22 protein-coding genes are annotated in these 20,221 nt (G+C 35.4%); 7 read left to right on the forward strand and 15 right to left on the reverse strand.

Annotated elements, in window-relative coordinates:
• Positions 1-53: 53 nt before the first annotated feature.
• From GQR60_RS20000 to GQR60_RS17705, 8 genes are all read right to left on the reverse strand, one after another.
• Positions 54-266 carry a DUF5808 domain-containing protein gene (locus GQR60_RS20000; RefSeq protein ID WP_124994210.1) on the reverse strand — a complete coding sequence of 71 codons (213 nt, stop codon included), beginning with the start codon at positions 264-266 and terminating at the stop codon, positions 54-56.
• Positions 267-513: 247 nt separating this feature from the next.
• Positions 514-1,569 (reverse strand): 4Fe-4S dicluster domain-containing protein, encoded by a 1,056-nt coding sequence (locus GQR60_RS17675; protein ID WP_124994211.1) that lies wholly within the window; start codon positions 1,567-1,569, stop codon positions 514-516.
• Positions 1,550-1,846 (reverse strand): helix-turn-helix domain-containing protein, encoded by a 297-nt coding sequence (locus tag GQR60_RS17680; RefSeq protein ID WP_124994212.1) that lies wholly within the window; start codon positions 1,844-1,846, stop codon positions 1,550-1,552. The genes GQR60_RS17675 and GQR60_RS17680 overlap by 20 nt, the downstream gene beginning before the upstream one ends.
• Positions 1,847-1,856: 10 nt before the next feature.
• Positions 1,857-3,791: a CoB--CoM heterodisulfide reductase iron-sulfur subunit A family protein gene (locus tag GQR60_RS17685; protein WP_160463515.1), complete on the reverse strand. Its 1,935-nt coding sequence runs from the start codon at positions 3,789-3,791 to the stop codon at positions 1,857-1,859.
• A 94-nt stretch (positions 3,792-3,885) separates the two neighbouring features.
• Positions 3,886-5,187 (reverse strand): CoB--CoM heterodisulfide reductase iron-sulfur subunit A family protein, encoded by a 1,302-nt coding sequence (locus GQR60_RS17690; RefSeq protein WP_124994214.1) that lies wholly within the window; start codon positions 5,185-5,187, stop codon positions 3,886-3,888.
• 5 nt (positions 5,188-5,192) lie between these two features.
• On the reverse strand, positions 5,193-5,600 hold the full coding sequence (locus GQR60_RS17695) for a hydrogenase iron-sulfur subunit (protein ID WP_124994215.1): 408 nt from the start codon (positions 5,598-5,600) through the stop codon (positions 5,193-5,195).
• A 2-nt stretch (positions 5,601-5,602) separates the two neighbouring features.
• The gene (locus tag GQR60_RS17700) at positions 5,603-5,851 is read right to left on the reverse strand and encodes a sulfurtransferase TusA family protein (protein ID WP_124994216.1); all 249 of its coding nucleotides are present in this window, start codon (positions 5,849-5,851) and stop codon (positions 5,603-5,605) included.
• 33 nt (positions 5,852-5,884) lie between these two features.
• On the reverse strand, positions 5,885-6,451 hold the full coding sequence (locus tag GQR60_RS17705) for a DsrE/DsrF/DrsH-like family protein (RefSeq protein ID WP_197092789.1): 567 nt from the start codon (positions 6,449-6,451) through the stop codon (positions 5,885-5,887).
• 390 nt (positions 6,452-6,841) lie between these two features.
• Here GQR60_RS17705 and GQR60_RS17710 point away from each other — a divergent pair, with 390 nt between their 5' ends.
• A complete protein-coding gene (locus GQR60_RS17710; RefSeq protein ID WP_124994217.1) occupies positions 6,842-7,522 on the forward strand; it encodes a Crp/Fnr family transcriptional regulator in 681 nt (226 codons plus the stop codon).
• 186 nt (positions 7,523-7,708) lie between these two features.
• Positions 7,709-8,611: an EamA family transporter RarD gene (gene rarD, locus GQR60_RS17715; RefSeq protein WP_124994218.1), complete on the forward strand. Its 903-nt coding sequence runs from the start codon at positions 7,709-7,711 to the stop codon at positions 8,609-8,611.
• A gap of 2 nt (positions 8,612-8,613) precedes the next feature.
• On the opposite strand, the gene GQR60_RS17720 is transcribed toward rarD, so the two are convergent.
• The 3 genes from GQR60_RS17720 to GQR60_RS17730 form a co-directional block, all read right to left on the reverse strand.
• Positions 8,614-9,069 carry a YybH family protein gene (locus GQR60_RS17720; protein ID WP_160463516.1) on the reverse strand — a complete coding sequence of 152 codons (456 nt, stop codon included), beginning with the start codon at positions 9,067-9,069 and terminating at the stop codon, positions 8,614-8,616.
• A 179-nt stretch (positions 9,070-9,248) separates the two neighbouring features.
• Positions 9,249-10,019, reverse strand: coding sequence for a transporter (locus GQR60_RS17725; RefSeq protein ID WP_124994220.1), 771 nt, complete (start codon positions 10,017-10,019; stop codon positions 9,249-9,251).
• Between the two features lie 24 nt (positions 10,020-10,043).
• The gene (locus tag GQR60_RS17730; RefSeq protein WP_101308622.1) at positions 10,044-10,271 is read right to left on the reverse strand and encodes a putative signal transducing protein; all 228 of its coding nucleotides are present in this window, start codon (positions 10,269-10,271) and stop codon (positions 10,044-10,046) included.
• 780 nt (positions 10,272-11,051) lie between these two features.
• Between GQR60_RS17730 and GQR60_RS17735 the strand changes: the two genes are divergently transcribed.
• The 5 genes from GQR60_RS17735 (at position 11,052) to GQR60_RS17755 (ending at position 14,792) form a co-directional block, all read left to right on the forward strand.
• On the forward strand, positions 11,052-11,426 hold the full coding sequence (locus GQR60_RS17735) for a response regulator (RefSeq protein ID WP_124994221.1): 375 nt from the start codon (positions 11,052-11,054) through the stop codon (positions 11,424-11,426).
• 194 nt (positions 11,427-11,620) lie between these two features.
• Entirely contained in the window at positions 11,621-12,502 is an 882-nt protein-coding gene (locus GQR60_RS17740; protein WP_124994222.1) for an alpha/beta fold hydrolase, read from the forward strand.
• Positions 12,503-12,555: 53 nt separating this feature from the next.
• Positions 12,556-13,011, forward strand: a complete 456-nt coding sequence (locus GQR60_RS17745; protein ID WP_124994223.1) for a methionine-R-sulfoxide reductase — start codon at positions 12,556-12,558, stop codon at positions 13,009-13,011.
• 331 nt (positions 13,012-13,342) lie between these two features.
• Positions 13,343-13,948: a MarC family protein gene (locus tag GQR60_RS17750; protein ID WP_124994224.1), complete on the forward strand. Its 606-nt coding sequence runs from the start codon at positions 13,343-13,345 to the stop codon at positions 13,946-13,948.
• A 100-nt stretch (positions 13,949-14,048) separates the two neighbouring features.
• Complete coding sequence (locus GQR60_RS17755) at positions 14,049-14,792, forward strand: sulfite exporter TauE/SafE family protein (RefSeq protein ID WP_124994225.1); 744 nt, start codon at positions 14,049-14,051, stop codon at positions 14,790-14,792.
• A gap of 86 nt (positions 14,793-14,878) precedes the next feature.
• Here GQR60_RS17755 and GQR60_RS17760 read toward each other — a convergent pair whose 3' ends face one another.
• The 4 genes from GQR60_RS17760 to GQR60_RS17775 all read right to left on the reverse strand — a co-directional run bounded on the left by GQR60_RS17760 (position 14,879) and on the right by GQR60_RS17775 (position 20,147).
• Entirely contained in the window at positions 14,879-17,344 is a 2,466-nt protein-coding gene (locus GQR60_RS17760; protein ID WP_124994226.1) for an outer membrane beta-barrel family protein, read from the reverse strand.
• A 204-nt stretch (positions 17,345-17,548) separates the two neighbouring features.
• A complete protein-coding gene (locus GQR60_RS17765; RefSeq protein ID WP_160463517.1) occupies positions 17,549-18,397 on the reverse strand; it encodes a patatin-like phospholipase family protein in 849 nt (282 codons plus the stop codon).
• A gap of 21 nt (positions 18,398-18,418) precedes the next feature.
• Positions 18,419-19,153, reverse strand: a complete 735-nt coding sequence (locus tag GQR60_RS17770) for a lysophospholipid acyltransferase family protein (protein ID WP_124994228.1) — start codon at positions 19,151-19,153, stop codon at positions 18,419-18,421.
• Positions 19,154-19,451: 298 nt separating this feature from the next.
• Positions 19,452-20,147, reverse strand: coding sequence for an SIMPL domain-containing protein (locus GQR60_RS17775; RefSeq protein ID WP_101308631.1), 696 nt, complete (start codon positions 20,145-20,147; stop codon positions 19,452-19,454).
• Between the last annotated feature and the right edge of the window lie 74 nt (positions 20,148-20,221).

Genomic DNA, 20,221 nt, shown 5'->3' on the forward strand with positions numbered 1-20,221 from the left:
CAAAATTATGAATAACCTTTTTGAGTAAGGATATTTATATGGATGTAGAACAACTAAAATAGTTGAGAACCTACAATAATTAACACAATTGCAATCACAATCAGATACGCATATGGATTTGCAAAATTAAAAGTCCACCCCAACATCGGATTGTATTTTGGAACAATTAATCGTGGATCTTTTCGGTTGCAATAAAATGGTCCATGCCAATTTCCCAGATTCTTACTCATTGAATCCAGTAAATGTTGATCAAGTTTTCTTCTCATGATTAAATATTTTTATTTCTTGATTTAACCTTTCGTAAAGATAAATAAAACAAATACCAACAAAAAAATGGCCTCAAATCAGAAAACTAATTTGAGGCCGCAATATTCTTTCGAACTTGAAATTCTTTAGCAAGACTTTTAAATTAATTCCCGTCATTTAAAAAGTAAAGTGAATGAAAAGCAGATCCAAGGACACTTTACTTAGCCAACAGTCATTAATTATATTGCCCTGTTAAAACAATTTTAATTAAGATATCGAAAGGCTTTTTAATTTCTCAAAATACATAGCAAACGAACGATATAAAAAATGTGTCCACTTCCCAAATGGCACTATAATAATGGCCCACTGTACAAGAACTGTTAAATGAATTAAATACATCCAAATATTAGTCTCCAAAATATCTAAATCGATAAATAAACGGACAACAAAAGCGCTCAATCCCATTAGAAATAGCCAGATTACAAAAAACCAGTCGCTTGGATGTGAATTTTTACTCACCTGCGTTTTTTTGCTCAGGCGTCCAATCATGAAAATAAATGTTACTGAAAAAATAACTGCACTTTCGAGATAACCCAAAACCAGAATGAAACTGCTGTCGGTTGCAAACCAATCCAAAAACACTGTTGTGAAAAGCAATGATAAATAACCAATTACAAGGATTAAGTGCTGAAACCAACGGGTTTGACTATCATCACAACCCAATGTTCTTTTTTGGGTAAACATATGAACAATCAGTTCGCTATATGATTTTAAATAAGCAGAGAATGACACATTCACCTTTGGTTTTCGGATTACCATATTCCACATACGAATAAGATTCGGAAGTAAAATCAGTAGAAAAACACTACCAATTGCCGACATCTCAAAATAATGACCGTAATGCAATAATAATTCAGGTTCAAAATTAAGACTTGATGCAAACCAAATTACTCCTACTGCCAACAAAACAAATGCAATAACAGATGTACTTAGAGATTTATACAGCATCCCTGAAAGCCCTGTCCAATCATATTTTGAAGTCAGGTATCTGCGAAGTGACATCATTAATTCACCTGGCTCTGCTTCACGTGGGCACGTTGCACTGCAATCACCACAATAATAGCACAACCAAGGTTCCAATGAAGTTTGAATTTCATTTTCCAAACCAAGTACACTATATCTTACCATTTTCCGTGGAAACGAGTTGTCTTCGTCTGACAAAGAGCAAACAGCTGTACAATTCCCGCAATTATAACATGCGTTTGTATCAAAAGCGCCATAGCTTTGCAACTCAGTTGTGAATTTAGGATTTATCCTTGCCATTGTCTTTTATTTTGTAATAAAAATATTCGTCCATATCATCAAGGTCGCCTGTTTCAACAAAACCGTATTTCATCAAGCTCATCAACTGATACAACACCTCATCTCCAGGTATATTTAGTGCTTTGGATAGTTGAGGAACGGTTTTATCCCCTTCTTTCAAAGCATCCATCAGTATTTTTTTTGTTTTTGTAAAATATTTAAGGTTCTCCATAACCTCTTTGGCTACAGGGTTCTTTTCTTTCCGATATTTTGCGGTTTTACCTTTTTCAACTTCCATATTAATAGTTTTAATCGGTTGATACTAAAGCGTCAATCATACTTTCAATTTGATTGTCAGTATATCCAATCAATTCAATTGCATTGGACGGACAAACAGGCATACACATTCCACACCCTTTACAAACAGATTCATTTACAGCTGCAACCAGCTTACCATTAACATCTGTTTTTGTTAAAGCACTAAATGGACATGCATCATCACATTTACCACACCACCCGCAGTTATCCACATCAATTTTGGCAATAGTAGGTGATAGAGAAAGTTCTCCCGAAGCAATTAATGAAAAAGACTTGGTTGCAGCAGCCAAAGATGAATTCATTGATTCCATAATATTCTTTGGCCCTTGAGAAGCACCAGCAATGGTTACACCATCAATTACTGTTTCAACTGGTCGCAGCTTCATGTGAATTTCATTAAAGAAATTATCTCTTCCCCTGGGAATTTTCAGAAGACTGCCAATTGAATTGTCCTGGCGGGGTACCATACCAGTTACCAAAACCACCAAATCAGCTTCCACTTCCAAAGTTTTATCGGCAGTTAAAATATCGTTAATAGTAACAATAGTCTTGTCACCTTCCTTAGACACAACCGGTGGATGATCTTCAAATGACTGCAAATAAATATCCCCCAAACGAGAAGATTCATCGTATAAAACTTCCTGTTTCCCATAGGTTCTAATTCCTCTGTTAAAATGGAAATTATACAGATCTTTGTATTTCTTTTTAGCAGTGATTGCTGCATGTATGGTAGCTGTGCAGCAATACCTTGAGCAATATTTATTATCCCCGTCAACCTGACGACTGCCTACACAATAGATATAGGCGACATTCTTAACCTCTTTTCCTTTATAAACAAGCTTATCATCGCAATAATGAACCAAACGTTTAAATTGAGGAAGAGTAACAACATTATCAATCGTTTTATAACCAAATTCGTCATTTTTTGGCTCGTATGGATCAAAACCTGTTGCAAGAAGTACAGAACCAACTTTAATATTTAGAAATTCATCCTTCTGACTAAAATCAACATTTTCGCAAACTTTTTCACACTCTCCACAGCGGGTACAATTCTCTATGTCGATTACCGGAAGTTGAGGATATTCACCGGGAAAATTGTGATAGATAGCCTTACGTGTAGTAATATTAAAGTTAAATTTATCGGGAACAACTACAGGACAAACTTCAATGGCTTTCCCTAAATTACCCTCGTTGCAATCCAATTTCATATGACGAGGAGCAATTTTCACCTTCAATGAGATATTTCCAACACTCCCGCTATTCTCAATAATTTCAGCTCCTGTAAACAATGTAATATTTTTGTGATTCATTGCTTTGTCATAAAGACGGGTAATTAACTCCTTACCGGTTTCTTTTGACACAAACAAATCATCCCATTGAGCAACTCTACCCCCTACAAAAAATTCACGTTCTATTAAATATACCTGAGCTCCTGATTCGGCTAATTGGATTGCTGAACGAAGCCCTGCAATACCGGCACCAACAACAGCTACAGCATTAGTCGCAGCTACCCTAAATGGTTCAAGGGCATTCGACCTCTTCACTTTTGCAACAGCCGCTTTTACAATCTGAATTGCTTTTTCGGTTGCCCCAACTTTATCATCAGAATGAGCCCAGGAAGCTTGTTCTCTGATATTTGCATGAATGTAATTGTATTTATTCAACCCGGCTCTTTCAGCAACAGCGCTAAATGTAAGTAAATGTAATGTGGGAGAACAAGAAGCAACAACGGCACCATCCAATTGCTTTTCTGCAATATCTGTAACCATATCCTTCTGGTTGGAATCTGCACAGGCAAACATAGTTGTTTTCGATAAAAATACGCTTTCATCCTTCTCAATCTCGGCCCGAACCTTTTCCACGTCAACGTAATCTGAAATATTCCCTCCGCAATGACATACGTAAACACCTATTTTCTTTTTCATATGATTATAATTTGCTTTGTTAATTGCCATATGGAACTTTCCATGCTGGAATAATCATCCTCCTGTATGTCAAAATATCCTTGGCATGGACGTTTCATAACGATGCCCTCCTTAAATAGCTTGTAGTTTCTGCAGAAGCAGCACCTGCTGACAATATTGAATCAGGAATATCCATTGGACCCGTAGCTGTACCCGCAACAAATACGCCATCAATGCTGGTTTCAGCTGGACTGGCCAGAATATCATTTTGATTGATAAATCCATAATCATCTAATCGTAACGATTCACCTTGGAAAGAATCAGAAATTTCAGAATTAGACATCACACCTACTGAAAGTACAACCATATCGTGTTCTGCTTCCTTCACCTTACCTTCTTCAATATCTTCGTATCTTAGAATTAAGTTTCCGTTTTCCTTCTCAGTGATATTACCAATTTTACCTTTAATAAATTCTACTCCCATGTCTTTGGACTGATCGTAAAACTCATTAAAACCTTTTCCAAATGCTCTGATATGCAAGTAATAAATGGTCACATCAGCCATTGGCAGCGATCCCATTAACAATTGACCTTGCTTTATGGAATACATACAACATACCTGGGAACAAATTGGGTTACCTACCGATTTATCGCGTGAACCTGTACACAGTACATATGCGATATTATCCGGCATTTTTCCATCTCCAGGTCTCAGAATGGTATTAAAGGGTCTGGTTGGAGCGAGTTGTCTTTCCATTTGCATGGAAGTAATTACATTTTTATATTTTCCGTAACCGTAACGTGGAATTTTAAGAGGATCAAACAAGTTAAAACCGGTAGCCACAACTACAGCTTTGGTTTTAACAATAAAGTCATTGTCTGTTTGTGTAAAATCAATACATCCTGTCGGGCACACTCTTTCACATGCTCCGCACAAAGTGCAATTTATGATATCGATAGCTGCAGCACGAGGACTCGCAATACTAAATGGAATAAAGGCAGCTTTACGCCCCACCAAACCTTGTTGATATTCGTCTATTACACTAACCGGACATGCTTTCTCACACAATTGACATGCTGTACAGTCCTCGATATTTACGTATCTTGGTTTTTGATGCACATGAGCCTCAAAATTATGTTCTCCAATCTTATCAATCTTCTTAGCCTCAGCACTAAACATGATCGTAATATTGGGATGTCTGGATATTTCAGATACTTTAGGAGTAGTGATACAAGCCGCACAATCCAGAGTTGGGAATACCTTGCTAAGTGCAATCATCTTTCCTCCCAGAGATAAGTCTTTCTCAACCACCAAAACCTTATAATTAAGATTTGCGAGATTCAGAGCCGCTTCTCCGCCAGAAATACCACCGCCTACAACAAGAACATCATATTCTAATATTTTCTTTTCCGACATTCTGCTTAATTTGAAGAATTCATTAAATAATTAGTAAAACTCTTTACATGTTTTACGAATGGCTCACTGCACACAGAACATATGGCCGCCATTTTAAGACGAGCTGGATCCATTCCTTTTTGCTTTAAAAGTTCTTGAGTTGCACCTACAAGCTGACCGGTTTTATCGACACAAGATTCACCATATGGACAGTCGGTTCCATCAGCAGCTATAAATACACCATCAAACCCTTGCTCAAGGGCATGTAAAATCCACTTTGATTTGATTCCACTTGAGCAAGGAACTGTGATGGTATAGACAGTAGGCGGATAATGTAATTTCAATAAGCCCGCCATATCAATGGCCGGATCAGAGATTTTTTCTGTTGAAAAAACCAAAATCTTCGGGCTTTTATTTACTTTTTCCGCTCCCATCCTTATTTTTTTAGATAAATTTTATAAAATCCTGATTCTTCCAGTGTTCCTAAACATTCGAACCCTTTTTTGTTACACCATTTTGGAATATCATTTCTTGTACCTTCATCGGCAGAAAGAATCTCCATAATTTGACCTTTATCAATAGTTCCAATTGCTTTTTTAGCTGCTAATAGTGGTCCGGGACATGAAGTTCCACGTGCATCTACAGATGTATCTGCTTTTATTTCCAATAATTCTTCTTGTGTCATGATCTTAAATTTTAATAATTAAAAAAATTCTCTTTATATAAATAACTGTGATGTGCTCTCACCCATATCTCCGGCAAATGTTACAGCACCTGCAAAACGCATATTTGGATAATCAATCAATTCTTCTTTTTTTATTCCCATCAAATCCATCGACATCTCGCAAATAGTAATTTCAATACCAAAGTCACCAGCTTGTTTAAACATTTCTTCCAAAGAAAGAACACCATGCTTTTTCATAATCGATTTGATCATTCGTGGTCCCATTCCGCACATATTCATATTCGATAATTTCAATTTCTCCTTTCCTTTAGGAAGCATAACGCCAAACATTTTAGAAATAAAATTCTTTCCCGAAACTGTTTTTTTAGGATCACGTAAAGCGGCAAGGGCCCAAAATGAAAAGAATAATTTCACTTCTGTATCCATTGCAGCAGCTCCGAGAGAAATAACCATAGCAGCCAAAATTTTATCAAAATCACCTGATACAACCGCGATTGATAATTGATCTTGATTCATACCTTCCAGCATGGAAACCTTTGCAGTAAGGGTGTCAATTTGTTTTTGAAAATCAACAGCCTGAATTTCTGTTACTTGTTGCATTTTAGTTTTGAATTATATTAATAAACTTATATCTGAGTTTTGAGCAAATGTTTGGTCTTGACTTTTTCTGCACACCAATTATCAAATCACACATATCCAAAACAATTGCCCCACCAAGAAGAACAGTTCTGACAATCAATTTTTAATTTGTCATTTGATTTTCAATACGTGTTGATTGCAAATATATATAGAGGAAAAATGCCTTCTGGTTTTTAAGGCGTGATGTGAAATATATTTTAGTGTGATTCATATCACATTATAGAAATATTTATATATTTACATCTGGTTTTATTACTATAACATAGTAAAAACATATTTAATACACATATTTGACTCAAAATCAGAACAATTAATAAATAATTATTTCTTTAATCCTGATAAGAATAATTTATGAATGAAAAATCATGTAAATTTTGCAGCAACAGGTCGTCTGCTTCAAATTTTTTAAACGATAAAGAACTAAAAATGCTTGAGGAAAGCTGCGTAGATGTACAATTCCAAAAAGGTGACGTTATTTTCAGACAAAATGCTCTTTCTTCAAATATTATCTTTGTAAAAAGTGGATTGGTGAAAATACATATTACCGGTCCTGAGAGAGAACAAATTTTAAAGATTATTAAAGGACCTATTTATCTTGGAATCCCTACAACCCTAGGAGATAAGGTGAATCATTATTCTGCCACAGCATTAATGGAAACAAGAGTTTGCTTTATTAGTTTAGACTCTTTTAAAGATTTTATTGCATCAAACAGCGATTTTGCCTACGAAATAATCACCGAATTATGCAAGAATGAATTAGGGCATTTTGATCATTGTGTAAATCAAGTGCAAAAGCAAAGCCAGGGAAGAATTGCCGAAGCTCTTTGCTTTTTTGCTGAAGATATTTTTGACGAGCCAAATTTTTCACTACCTCTCTCCCGACAGGAATTTGGTGACTTAACCGGTAATTCAAGAGAAAGTGTTTCCCGGATACTTGCCAATTTAAATAGTGATGGTGTAATATCATTAAATGGGAAAAACATACAAATTCTGAATATGGAACGCCTGAAAAGCATCAGGAAAAATGGTTGAATCTCTATAAAATACCATTCTTAAATACTCTTTTACCTGCTCTTACAATTTATTCAGATTATTTATTATTCCAAAAGATAAATTCTCCTTACATCATTCTTTACGTCTTTTAAATTCGATATCTGGCAAGCAAACAATTTCGATTTTAATTACATTTGCCCAACCAAAACCACCATACACATATCTATGGAAGATACAAAGAATGCCACAATGGGATATGTATATGCCCTTCAAGCCTTTTTAACCTGGGGAATACTGCCTATATTCTGGAAATTACTTTCCAATGTTTCTGCGATAGAAATTTTAGCTCATCGTATTTTTTGGTCGTTTGTATTTCTAATAATCCTTTTGCTACTGACCCGGAAAAAAAATGTATGGAATTTATTACGGCAAAAGAAAACGCGCAAGAGTTTAATCATATCATCTCTGCTTATCGGCTTAAATTGGGGATTATTCATTTATGCCGTAAATGCAAAACAAATTGTTGAGGCTAGTCTGGGCTATTACATCAATCCTATTGTAAACGTAATACTTGGAATGATTGTTCTTAACGAAAAATTGGATAAGCTAAAATACATTGCGGTACTAATAGCATCGACTGCAGTTATTTACCTAACAATTGATTACGGAAAATTCCCTTGGATCTCAATTGTTTTAGCCTGTTCTTTTGGTTTATATGGTCTTACAAAAAAGACTGCTGGAATTGAAGCGATATCTGCTCTGGCTGTTGAAACGCTAATTCTGGCACCATTTGCATTGGGATATATCCTATATAAAATGTGGATTGGAAACGGAGCTTTATTTACCGGCAGTATATCAACCTCAGGCTATTTAATGCTAACGGGAATTGTTACCACTCTGCCTTTATATTGGTTTGCAAAAGGAGCACAACGAATTCCGCTATCAGCTTTAGGATTTATGCAATACATCGCGCCTACCCTAATGTTGTTAATTGGCGTACTAATCTATAACGAACCATTTAGACACGAACAACTTATTGCCTTTGGTTTAATCTGGATTGCATTAGCTCTTTACACAACATCTATAATCAGAAATACAAGAAATAAAATTAAATCGGCAAAACCCTGATCCTATTTTCCCAAGCCCTGATTTCCAGAATCAAGTACGTATTTCCAATCACCATTTTCATCTTTTTTCCAAACTGAGACATAGGTTCCCTGATACAGGGAATCAACAGTCTGATAAGAATAAGTTCCGTAGGTGTAACCCAATTCTCCCGATTTTGAAACATCAGCATCCAATGGGCTCCAGGTAAATGTAATTTGAGTATCATCTCCTGAAAATTGTTTCTTAATATTTTCTTTTCCTACAAGCGGATAATTATTATCCTTAAGCATAACTGCCTCCTCCGACGCATATTTAAAAAAGGCTTTGTTCATACCATTCTCCAAACAATAATCAGAAAAAGCCACATCGGTTTCCATTAGTAATTTTTGGTTTTCTTCATATTCTGCAGATAAATGACAAGAGCTGAAAGTAAAAAGTAAAGCAATCACAATGAGCATACTACTGTTATAATTTTTCATATTTTCCATTTATTAAATACGTTCTAAAAATAAAAGATATCCCAAAAATTATCATTTCTAAAATACAACAGAAACAAATTTATTCAAGCGATAAATTTCAAGCCCTCTTGAATAGAAAAAAAGCTTGCTCAGTGATTCTGAACAAGCTTTTTTCTGAATTGATGTATGCAATGCCTTTATTAAGGCATTCTAATTGATAATCCTAAACTAATAAAAAAATCCGGAGAAACCTTACTTAATCCAATCCCAGTTGCAAAATCGAGTTGTAAATCCTCATTTACAGAGTAAGTCATTCCGGCATCCCAACGATGGTCATTTTTTCCTTCTTTAGGAAGAAAACCATATAATTCTGCGAAAGCTCCTAATTTTTCCGATAAACTCATCCCAATTACAGCAGTATAAATTCCTACGGCAGTATTGCCTCCCTCAGCACCACTCCATGCTACCCCTAAATTACCACCCAACGACATTGCTTCATTCAGTGAATATTCTCCGTTAACACGAAAATCAGCACCTAAGTATTTATTTTCATAAATGCTTGCTCCTGTTTTTGGAAGCGTAAAAGTGGTCATAATGGCTAGTTTTGGCAACCCTTCGCTTTCCTCCTGCAATTGAAATTTTGCACCAACAACTATTGGAGCAAAACCACTTTCATCAAAACTACCACCATCTAATGAAACATTCTTTCCCAAATAAGCAAGTCCTAAACGAAGCTCTATTTTCTCTAAAAGACCATATCGAACCAATGTTGAATTGTACGTTGTGTTGTTGATTTCTGAATTATATCTTTCAAACGAAAACCCGGATTCTATTTGAAATCCCTTCAAAGATACAATAGAAGCGGATTCAGTCTGGTCGGGACGATCTGTTACCATAGCTGCCTTCTCCTGAGCAGTTAACCACCCAGATAACAACACAGCAACAGCTAATAATGATATTTTTTTCATCATGTTTTCACGTTTTGCATGTAATAATTATTCTTTTTGCAATTCTTCAATACACATCCTTGCCTTTTCAGCATCCTCATCTGCAACCAATAATTCAACAGAATCGGGCACACCGCCTATTCCAACAATGGTACCTGAACTAAAATCATCTTTCAATAAAGAAGCAATTCCAGCTTCCTCCAATCTTTCCTTATAATACTGCACGTCAATAATCGATCCAATAAATACGCAGGTTAATTCGCTTCCGTCTGTCATGATAAGTAATGTTTTAAAGATTTATGTTTCCTAAACCGAAGATATAGAAAACTTTCCAAATTCCTAATTTCTATTTATTAGAAATAGATGACGCATCCATTCTTTACCATCCAAAATATTGATTTTATGAATCTTACAAAAGCAGCCTATTGCAGTATATTTTATAACCCGGCAAAATAAAATTCATTCTTTGTAACAATTGGTCTGCTTTTCTAAGGACATCCTACAATATTTTGTCACAATTCATCCTAAATGATTGTAACCGCAGAAGGATAGGAATTAAAAGAAACAAAAAAACATTTAATTTTTGCTATTTTAATCACTTTGAAGATTTTAACGATTTCCATATTCAGACAAAAAATTCCATCGAATTGGTAAAAAGAAGGAAGTATTAGTTCCTGAACCTATGCTGGATTTAATCTGTTTCAGTAATTCTACGGCATAATTTTACATGTATAAAGCATCCTCGCGTATTTAATGGTTCTGACTCCACCTCTAAATACAGTATTTGGAAAAATTATTAATGATGAAATAATTCATAATTGGATTTTAATTAGGTAAATTGATGCTATTCAATTTTTAGTAACAAAAATAAACGACTAAAAGAATTTTAATTTAAAACCAATACTTATAAGGCACAACAGATTAATTATCAACAAATTTAGAAACAGAACTAAAATATGAACACAAAATTTATTCTTTTCTTTTTTCCTAAAATTAAAATTGATTTAGATAGTTCGAAAAGATACTTTACATTTGATATAATAAATAATTATCTATATGAATAAGGAACAAAATAAACTCATCCTGGTTGTTGAAGATGAAGAATTCAACAGAATATATTTTGAAGAATTACTAAATCAGATCAACTGTAACGTGTTGGTTGCTAATAATGGCCTTGAGGCTGTTGATATTTGCATAAAAAACGATAAGATTGATTTAGTGCTTATGGATATTAAAATGCCATTAATGGATGGATATGAGGCGACTAAAAAGATTAAAAAAATCAGACCCAACCTTCCGATTATAGCGCAAACCGCATTCGCTCTGCTTGGCGATAAAAAAAAATCATTGGAAAACGGCTGTGACGATTACATTGCAAAACCTGTAAAAAAGGATATTCTCATTCAATTAATAAGAAAGCACCTGACTTAAAGGAGCTAATCCTTTTTATTCTTATTTTCTTGTTCATGATATTTCATGAAGTTAATATTGAATCCATACTAAATTTCGCCCACCTCTTATTAAAATATCACCTTATAAATTAAGAATTTATAACATTTCTACTCTTGCAATTCAGACTAAAAAGTATTTTATTACACTTCTGTAGAATTTAAAGAATAAGGAAGATGAGGAGAAGGATTAAAAAGCTGTTGTATGTTTCCGGATTTGCAATTTTATTACTGGTTACTATCGGGTTTGTAATCTTTCAAAAATTCAAAGCTGAATTCGATGATCAGAAAATAATAAATGAATTTCATGCTCAAAATATTTTTCCTCATAGTGAAATGATTCCTTATAAAGGAAATGAAATTCATACTATCTATATTGGTGATTTATCAAAACCTAAAGTTTTATTAATTCACGGTTCTCCCGGATATTGGTTCGATTTCAAGTATATTTTTGCAGATAAAACACTTCAAAAAGAATATTGTATAATTTCCTATGATCGACCTGGTTATGGGAAAACCACTGTTCCTGCACAAAAACACCTTAGCAATCAGGCAAAAGTTGCTGCTGCTGTTCTTAACCATTATGGAAAATCAAATGAAAAATTTATAATAGTAGGACATTCTTATGGTGGAGCCGTATTGGAACAAACAATTCTTGATTTTCAAACCAAAATAAGTCACGCCATATACGTTGCACCATGTTTATCACCGGAATTCCAGAAAGCGAAATGGTACAATATTATGATATCAGGTGGTTTAACAAATAAAATGTTACCTCTCGAATTGAAAAACAGCAATCTGGAAATGATGGCTTTGGAAAATGATTTAAGCCTAAACGAAGGAAGATTACACGAAATTAATATCCCCACAAGCTATATACAAGGCAAAAAGGATGTTTTAGTGCCTTACCAAACACAAGCCTACTATCTTAAATTTCATAAAAATGCAGATCATAAATTGCTTGAAGATTTGAATCATTTTATTCCATGGTCGAATCCGGAACTTATTGTTCAGGCAATTAAAGAAGCAAATTCGCTGAATAAGTACAGTAAATTTTGAACTGAATCATTTTTCAATTAACTTTAGAATCATTAAAAATAAGGAGGCGAATTATGAAAAGATATATCATTTTACTTGGACTTATCCTTTTTGTTAGTAACAATCTATTAGCACAAAAAGCAATGACAAAAGATAAATACAACGCGCTTAGCGCAGATGAAAAAAGAGTAATTATTGATAAAGGAACCGAATATCCGGGAACCGGAAAGTATTTACACAATAAAGCAAAAGGTGTTTATACCTGCAAGCAATGCAATGCTGAACTTTATCGATCGGACAGTAAGTTCGAATCAAATTGTGGATGGCCCAGCTTTGATGATGAGATTGATGGTGCAGTGAAACACATTCCTGATGCAGATGGAAGACGTACAGAAATTGTTTGTGCTAATTGCAATGGACACCTTGGTCATGTATTCACTGGAGAGGGATTCACAAAAAAAAATACCCGGCATTGCGTCAACAGCATCTCTCTAAATTTCATACCATCGGAGGAGATCAAGAAGAAATAACAGAACATATAATTGTAAAAAAGACTTACCTGAGGTAAGTCTTTTTTTGCATAAACTACTAATACCCCTCCTCTTCCTCCTTAAAATATTTCAGCTAAGTTTAGAGGCAAATTCAAAAAAAGATATATCTTCGCGAAAGTTTAAAATTTTAACATCATTATTGTTTTTCTGTTTTATTTTAAACATGCACGTCAATTTTACAATTATTTTTCACAACAACAGCTTGCTAAAGTAAGAAGTTAGAAAGCCTGGACTTACTCATTCGATTAAAAAATTTGTAAGTTTATCCGAGAATCAATAGCTACACTTACAAGTCCAAAATTTTATTGTCATGAATTTCAATTTTATTCAAATCATCACCTCTTCAATGGTTCTTTTCGCAGTAATAGATATTATTGGATCCATTCCAATCATTGTAGATTTACAGAAAAAAGGAGGTAAAATTGAAGCCCTAAAAGCAACTCTTGTTGCACTTGGTGTTCTAATAGCCTTTTCTTTTTTAGGAGAAAAACTTCTTGGCCTTTTTGGTGTTGATATTTCAAGCTTTGCAATTGCAGGTTCATTTATTCTATTTATTATGGGTGTAGAAATGGCTTTGGGAATCGAGATTATTAAGTATGATGGTCCCAGTGGTGTTTCAATTGTTCCTATTGCCTTTCCTTTGGTTGCCGGAGCAGGTTCATTTACAACTGTTCTTGCATTGCGTGCCGAATATGCAATGGAAAACCTAATTGCTGCCATTGTATTAAATATGATATTTGTTTACATCGTACTGCGATCAACCAATCTTGTTGAGCGCATTATTGGCGAAGGTGGAATTCATATTTTGCGTAAAGTTTTTGGAATTATTTTACTGGCCATTTCGGTAAAGCTGTTTATGACTAATGTAGCCATACAAATTCATTCTTTATTCCCTTTCCTCAAGGAAGCTTTATAACATTTCTCAGAAAGGAATTTTAAGCATATTTAACGCTCAACATATTGTTGAATCCACTAACTTTGTATCATTCAACTACAAATTATTAATTGGTTTTCTAATGCATGACATTACCATAATTCAGATCATTCTTTGCACTATCGTTATCCTTTCAGCAGCATTTATAAAAGGGATGACTGGTTTTGGATTTGCATTACTGGCAATCCCATTTCTTTCTTTTATTTTCCCCATGCAGGTATTGGTTCCTGCCATGAGTTTATTCAATTTAATTACCAGTCTGGTGATCCTGTTTAAACTTCAGGAAAAAATAAGGGCATACTATTTTATTCCCATGTTTATTGCTAGTTTAGGAGGAATTCCTTTAGGTATTTATGCTCTTGAATATGTTAGCAGCGATACTTTACGACTCATAACCGGAATTCTAATTATCCTATTTTCGATACAAATGTTAGGCAAGGTGAAATTGGCCAAACGCTTTTTAAATTTGCCAATTGTTTTTGCTGGTTTCATAAGCGGTCTTTTGGGCAGCGCCATATCTGTAGGTGGTCCTCCATTGGTTATTGCAATGAATCGTAAAGGCTATTCAAAAGAAAGGTTCCGGGGTGTATTTGCCTGGTTCAGTACTTTCTCAGCCTTTTTCACAACAGCAGCCTTTTTAATGAAAGGCATGATTGAAATGGAATCTGTAAATCTTGCTCTTTTCTGCCTGCCCATTTTATTTTTCGGATCGCATTTTGGAGCTAAGTTTTCCGGGAAAATTGAGCCTGAAAAATTCCGGAAAATAGTGATTGGGATCAACATCATTACAGGATCCTTCATAGTAATCTCAGCTCTTATCAAATAACAGTCAGTTAATTAACAATCAAATGTTTCCCATAAAGAAACTCACGAAAATAATTCCGTGAGTTTCTTCTATATTTCATTGCTCGTTTACATTTCAAATTCTTCTACATCAACCCCGCCTTCTGATCCTCTTTCACGCTTCATTTTATAGTTGTTAATTTTAAAACTTAATTTCAAATTGAAAGTCGGCGATTTATGACTAAACCGGCTAAAGTTGTAAAAATTATCCCCTTCGTATAAGGTTTCATGTTTTGCTGTTCCAAAAATATCGCGAACCTGAAAAGTAGCAGACAGCCTGCGTTTCATGAAATCGCGTTTTAAAGCTGCTGATGTTGTAAAGAACCCCTTGCGTTTCCCTTGAGCCCAGTTCGTTTCTGATTGATAGTTCGCAGTAAACTGAACCCGTGTTTTCGGATCAAAAATAATGGTTGAATTATTCCTAAGACTCCAATTGTAACTTTTCGTTGAGAAATCCTTATAAATATCCTCATCGGATGAATTGGTTAGCGTAAAATCACCTTCTTCTTTGTAGTGATAGAAATTCCCTATTAAATCGTTCTTAAACCATTTGCCAAAAGATAAATTTATGGTTGCTTCCATACCTAAAGAATAATCATTACCTACATTAACAGAAGTACTCTTCATTACGTTCCCCTGCTCTTCCCAAGGATATCTAACACTTTCTATTTTATTGTGAGTGACTTTATAATAAGTTTCAAAAGTCACCGACTGATCTCCAAAACGTTTCGAATAAGCCAACTCGTAAGAGTCAATATATTCCGGGTTTAAATCAGGATTTCCTTGTCGCACATTGTAGGCATCTGTCCAGGTAACAAAAGGCTCCAACCAATAGCCTCTCGGACGTTGAATTCGTCTGGTATAACTTGCCATTAGCTGATTGTCTGATCCCAAATCCATTTGTGTATGAATGGTTGGAAAGAAATCCCACCGTTTAATGGTGAAAATCTCAGATTCATCTTTAAAATCGATTTCCCGATTTGTATATTCAGATCGGAAGCCCAGTTGGTAGCCAAACTTTCCAATTTTTGAAGCATAAGTTGTATACAAACCATGCACCTGCTGATCGTAAGTTACATCATGACTGTATAATGGCTGAGGCTCATATTGTTTGCTTACAACATTATAATCCTCTTGCTTCGTATCTGCCTCACTGGAGCGAATCTGACCTTGGTATCCGAGTTCAAACTTTGCATCCTTTCCCAGTGGCAAAGTATAATCGGAACGGATTTCCCATCTGGTTCCAGGCCCATCCTCAGTTGCAATTTTCCCGGATGTTTGATTGCCATTAGCATCAAACAATTCGTTGGTTGACTGCTCATCACCACTTCCGCGATGCGAATAAGTCACCTGAGAAGCCAACTGATGACCTTTACCACTAAATTTTCTGGTGTACGAAAAGTTTGAATTCACGAAAGTCATTTCTTTCTCCCAAAGATCTTCACTATCGTATAAAATTCTTTCCGGATCAGTACTGTTAAACTCCTGATAATCCAAAACAGACCCCCGTTCCATGTCTCTGTTTCCGTACCGGAAGCCAAACGAAATTTGATTTTTAGAATCTATATCAAAATCGAAACCAGTACGAATGCCATAACCCAAACGCTTCATTTTAGCTTCACCATCCGATAACACAGAACTTGTAACACCCTCATAAATGGTTCTGTTTTCGGTTTTAGTTGTCCCTTCGAACTGACGGTTGCTGTAATCCAATCCTAAATTCCAATTCCATTTCTTCTTGCGGTAATTAATTAAAATATCACCGCTTCTGTTTTCCTGACTACCCATTGATAAGTTAGCCACTCCATTCAATCCCTTCTCTGTATTCTTTTTTGTGATAATATTGATAATTCCAGCCGTTCCTTCCGGATCGTATTTCGCTGAAGGGTTGGTAATAATTTCGATATTCTCGATTACACTTGCGGGCATTTGCTGCAAAATATCCGATGCATCCAAAATAGAAGGTTTTCCATCCACCAAAACAGTAAAATTTGAATTGCCCCGAAGGCTTACATTCCCTTCAATATCCACACTAACAGATGGAACATTCTCCAAAACATCAACAGCCGTTCCGCTGGCAGCAGTAATTTGCCGGCTAACAGGAATTACCTTTTTATCGATTTGATACTGCACGGGAGCGCGTTCAGAAGTTACAACAACTTCGTTTAATGCTTCGCTTGCCTGTCGTAAGTTCACAATCTTTAAATCAGCCAGGTTTCTGTTTCTATTGATAGGAATATTTCGAACGATGGCTTTGTTATAACCAATAAAAGTAATTTCAACGAAGTATTTTCCAGGCTTCATCTTTGCAAGCTCGAAAGCCCCTTTTTCATCTGTAATGGTTCCGTCAATAAGGCTTGAGTCGGCCATATTGTAAACAGAAACCGTTGCGTATTCAACAGGAATATCCATAGCATTGTCCATCACAATACCTTTTATTACTCCGCCTTTCATTTCCGGTTTTAAAACCGGTTCCTCTGCCTTAGCTGATATTACTATAAAGCTTAAGCAGATCAGAAGAATTAATCGATTCATTTAAATTGAATTATGAGTTTTATAAATTGTCCAGACAAACTTACCATTCAAAAGCCAAAAACATCCACGAAATTTTATTTTTAGATTTTCGTTAACATTTGGGCGATCAAAAAGCCTATTCGCCGGACTATCATTCCTCTCTATAGACAATAAAAAAGGCAAAAGGTTTAAAAAGAAAATTATTTTTCCGATCAGAGGATCAAATTACAGAAGATTCCATTTTTCAATTGCAATTCGCCCCATTTCCCGTCCCAGTTCGTAATCTGTTACCAGTGTGGCATAATCTTGAGTGAATCGCTTTGTTTTGAAACTTTCGGGGGGACAAATATCTAAAATCTGAAGGTTTTGCGGTGGATTTTGAATAAAATCGATTGATGAATTGTAATTGTCCGGACGATTCAACAATGCTTTCACCAAACCCGGATGTTTTCGAAAGAGCAAACGTCCCAATTTCGATTCCATTCCTTTTTTCATCCGAAAAGAATTTGGACGGGAACGAATTACCATAATTTTAACAGCTCCCTTTTCCACTGCTCTTTGAATTGGAATGGGTGCAGAAACGCCTCCATCTGAAACTATTTGGCCGTCTATTTTCAAAAAATTGCGGTAAAAAAGAGGAACTGTACAGCTGGCCTTCATCACATGACTAAGGTTTTCTGCATCAGGCTTGATAAAAACCGAACGACCATCTGAATTCATGGTAACTCCAATTTCAAAATCAGGATTGTTGGCAAACATCACATCCAGATCAATAGGCAGTTCGCGGGTAGTGATATCCCATGACCAATCTAGATCCATTAAATGTCCACCTGCCAAAAACTTCTTCCAACTGATGTATTCAGGTCGTAAAGAATAATCTGTAAACATCTTAAAATTTCTCTTTCTCTGCCTGGAAAGATATGTGGCCGCATTAACTGCTCCGGCGGAAACACCCAATACAGAGTGAAAAGGATAGAATTCCATCTCTATAAACTGATCCAAAACACCCGCAGCAAAAATACCGCGCATTGCACCACCTTCCACTACCAATGCTGTTTTGTTGTTTTGGTTCATCATTGAGCTTTTCCTTAGTATTTATTGATTCAATTCTTTCTTAATTAAAGCTTCAACCATTTTGGTTAGTTCAATTGCAGTGTAAGCTGCAGGCTCAATAGGGTCTAAAACCTTATATCTAACCTTAGCTCCCAAACACAAGGGGAACATTCCTTTTTCTTCAATTTTATAATTTCCATCAACCACAAAAGGAACAACTAACGCATTTGGTGCGGCCTGAAGTAAAGCTTCTATTCCACCAGCTTTAAAAGGTTTCATCACTCCTGTTTTACTTCTGGTTCCCTCGGGAAAAATACTGGCTGCATAATTGTTTTCTGCGATTAACTGACCCAACTTATAAATTTCAGGTATTGCCTGAGCTCTGTTCTTTCTATCGATTAAGGCGGCTCCCGAATGGCGAAGATTATAAGACACACTCGGAATGTTTTTAGCCAATTCCTTTTTTGAAATGAACTTTGGATGGTGTTTTCTGAAAATCCAGACAATTGGCGGTATGTCGTATACTCCCTGATGATTTGAAACAATGATTAACGGCCGGTCGGTTGGTAAATTAACTTTTGGCAATGATGTAATACGAACGCCTAAAAACACAACCACGCGCATTAAAAAAAAGTTTAAAACATCAACCGAACTCTTGTGAGCCTGATAGCCAAACAACTTGTGACAAATTACCTGTATTGGATGAAAAATTACCAACAACAACAAGAAAAGAATGTAAAATATAAAGCTGAGAATATAAGACAGGATCTTAATCATTTATTTTTCGATTTTGTATTTCTCCACAAAAGAACAAAAAAAACATTTATAGATAAAGTGTTGCGGGAAAAATTGATGAATTGCCACTATAAATTTCACAATCCAATCGATAACTGAAATGAAAATATTAACCACAAAGAACTCGAAACACTGCACAAAGTATCACAAAGCGTCTGTTTCTTTTCCCTTGTGTGTATTTGTGATTGCCACATTTTTCCTACACGGCAAATGCCTTTTCTGAAACATAAAAAAAGATCCCTGTATTCATAGGGATCTTACTGTTTCTTTCCGGTTAATTCTATTCCAAAGCAAAGCTGATCATCACGGAATATTCCAATTTAATTTTCTGAAAATCAAGATCAGGAACACCCATAGCCGATTCAAAGTTTTCACTTTTCACCCGCATCATTGTATTTACCATTTGTCGGCCATAGGGCGAAGAAACTTCATTGATGTAAATGGCTTTCCCCACTTTTTGTCCGATTGCCTCGGCCAGAGCTACAGCTTTTTCTTTACCTGCTATAACAGCATTTATTTTAACCTGCTTGCGATATTTCTCAATTTCGGAATGATCCACTCTCAAAATACTGATATTTGATATCTTGATTTTATCCAACTCAACAAACACCTTTCCGAGTGTTTTAGAATCGTGTACCAACAGCTCAAAATCTTTCGATTTCTTCATATCAGCACGTTGGAAAAAGTGATTCTGCAAATTACTGGCAAAATCAGATACCGAAAGCTGCTCCTCCAAATTGATACCGGCCTTTTTTAAAGCCACAAACATTTGCTTTTCCAATACTTCAATGCTTTCCTTGTTCTTGGTGTCCTCCTCATCCAAATGAATGTTTAAATAAATTTCATCGGGAACGACCTCTAATTCTGCCAATCCTTTTACTTCAATGTAGTTTTGATCGATAAAGTTTTTCTGAGCTTGTGCCATTGCACTCCAGCTAAGGAAAACAGCCAATAGTAGTATTACATTTCTTTTCATCTGTTTATAATTTTAAGTTTTTGTCAGATGGAACTTACCACATAATCATCTCCCTGTGTGCAGAAAGCTTTATA

Source organism: Labilibaculum euxinicum (genome assembly GCF_009795715.1).
Lineage (GTDB): Bacteria > Bacteroidota > Bacteroidia > Bacteroidales > Marinifilaceae > Labilibaculum > Labilibaculum euxinus.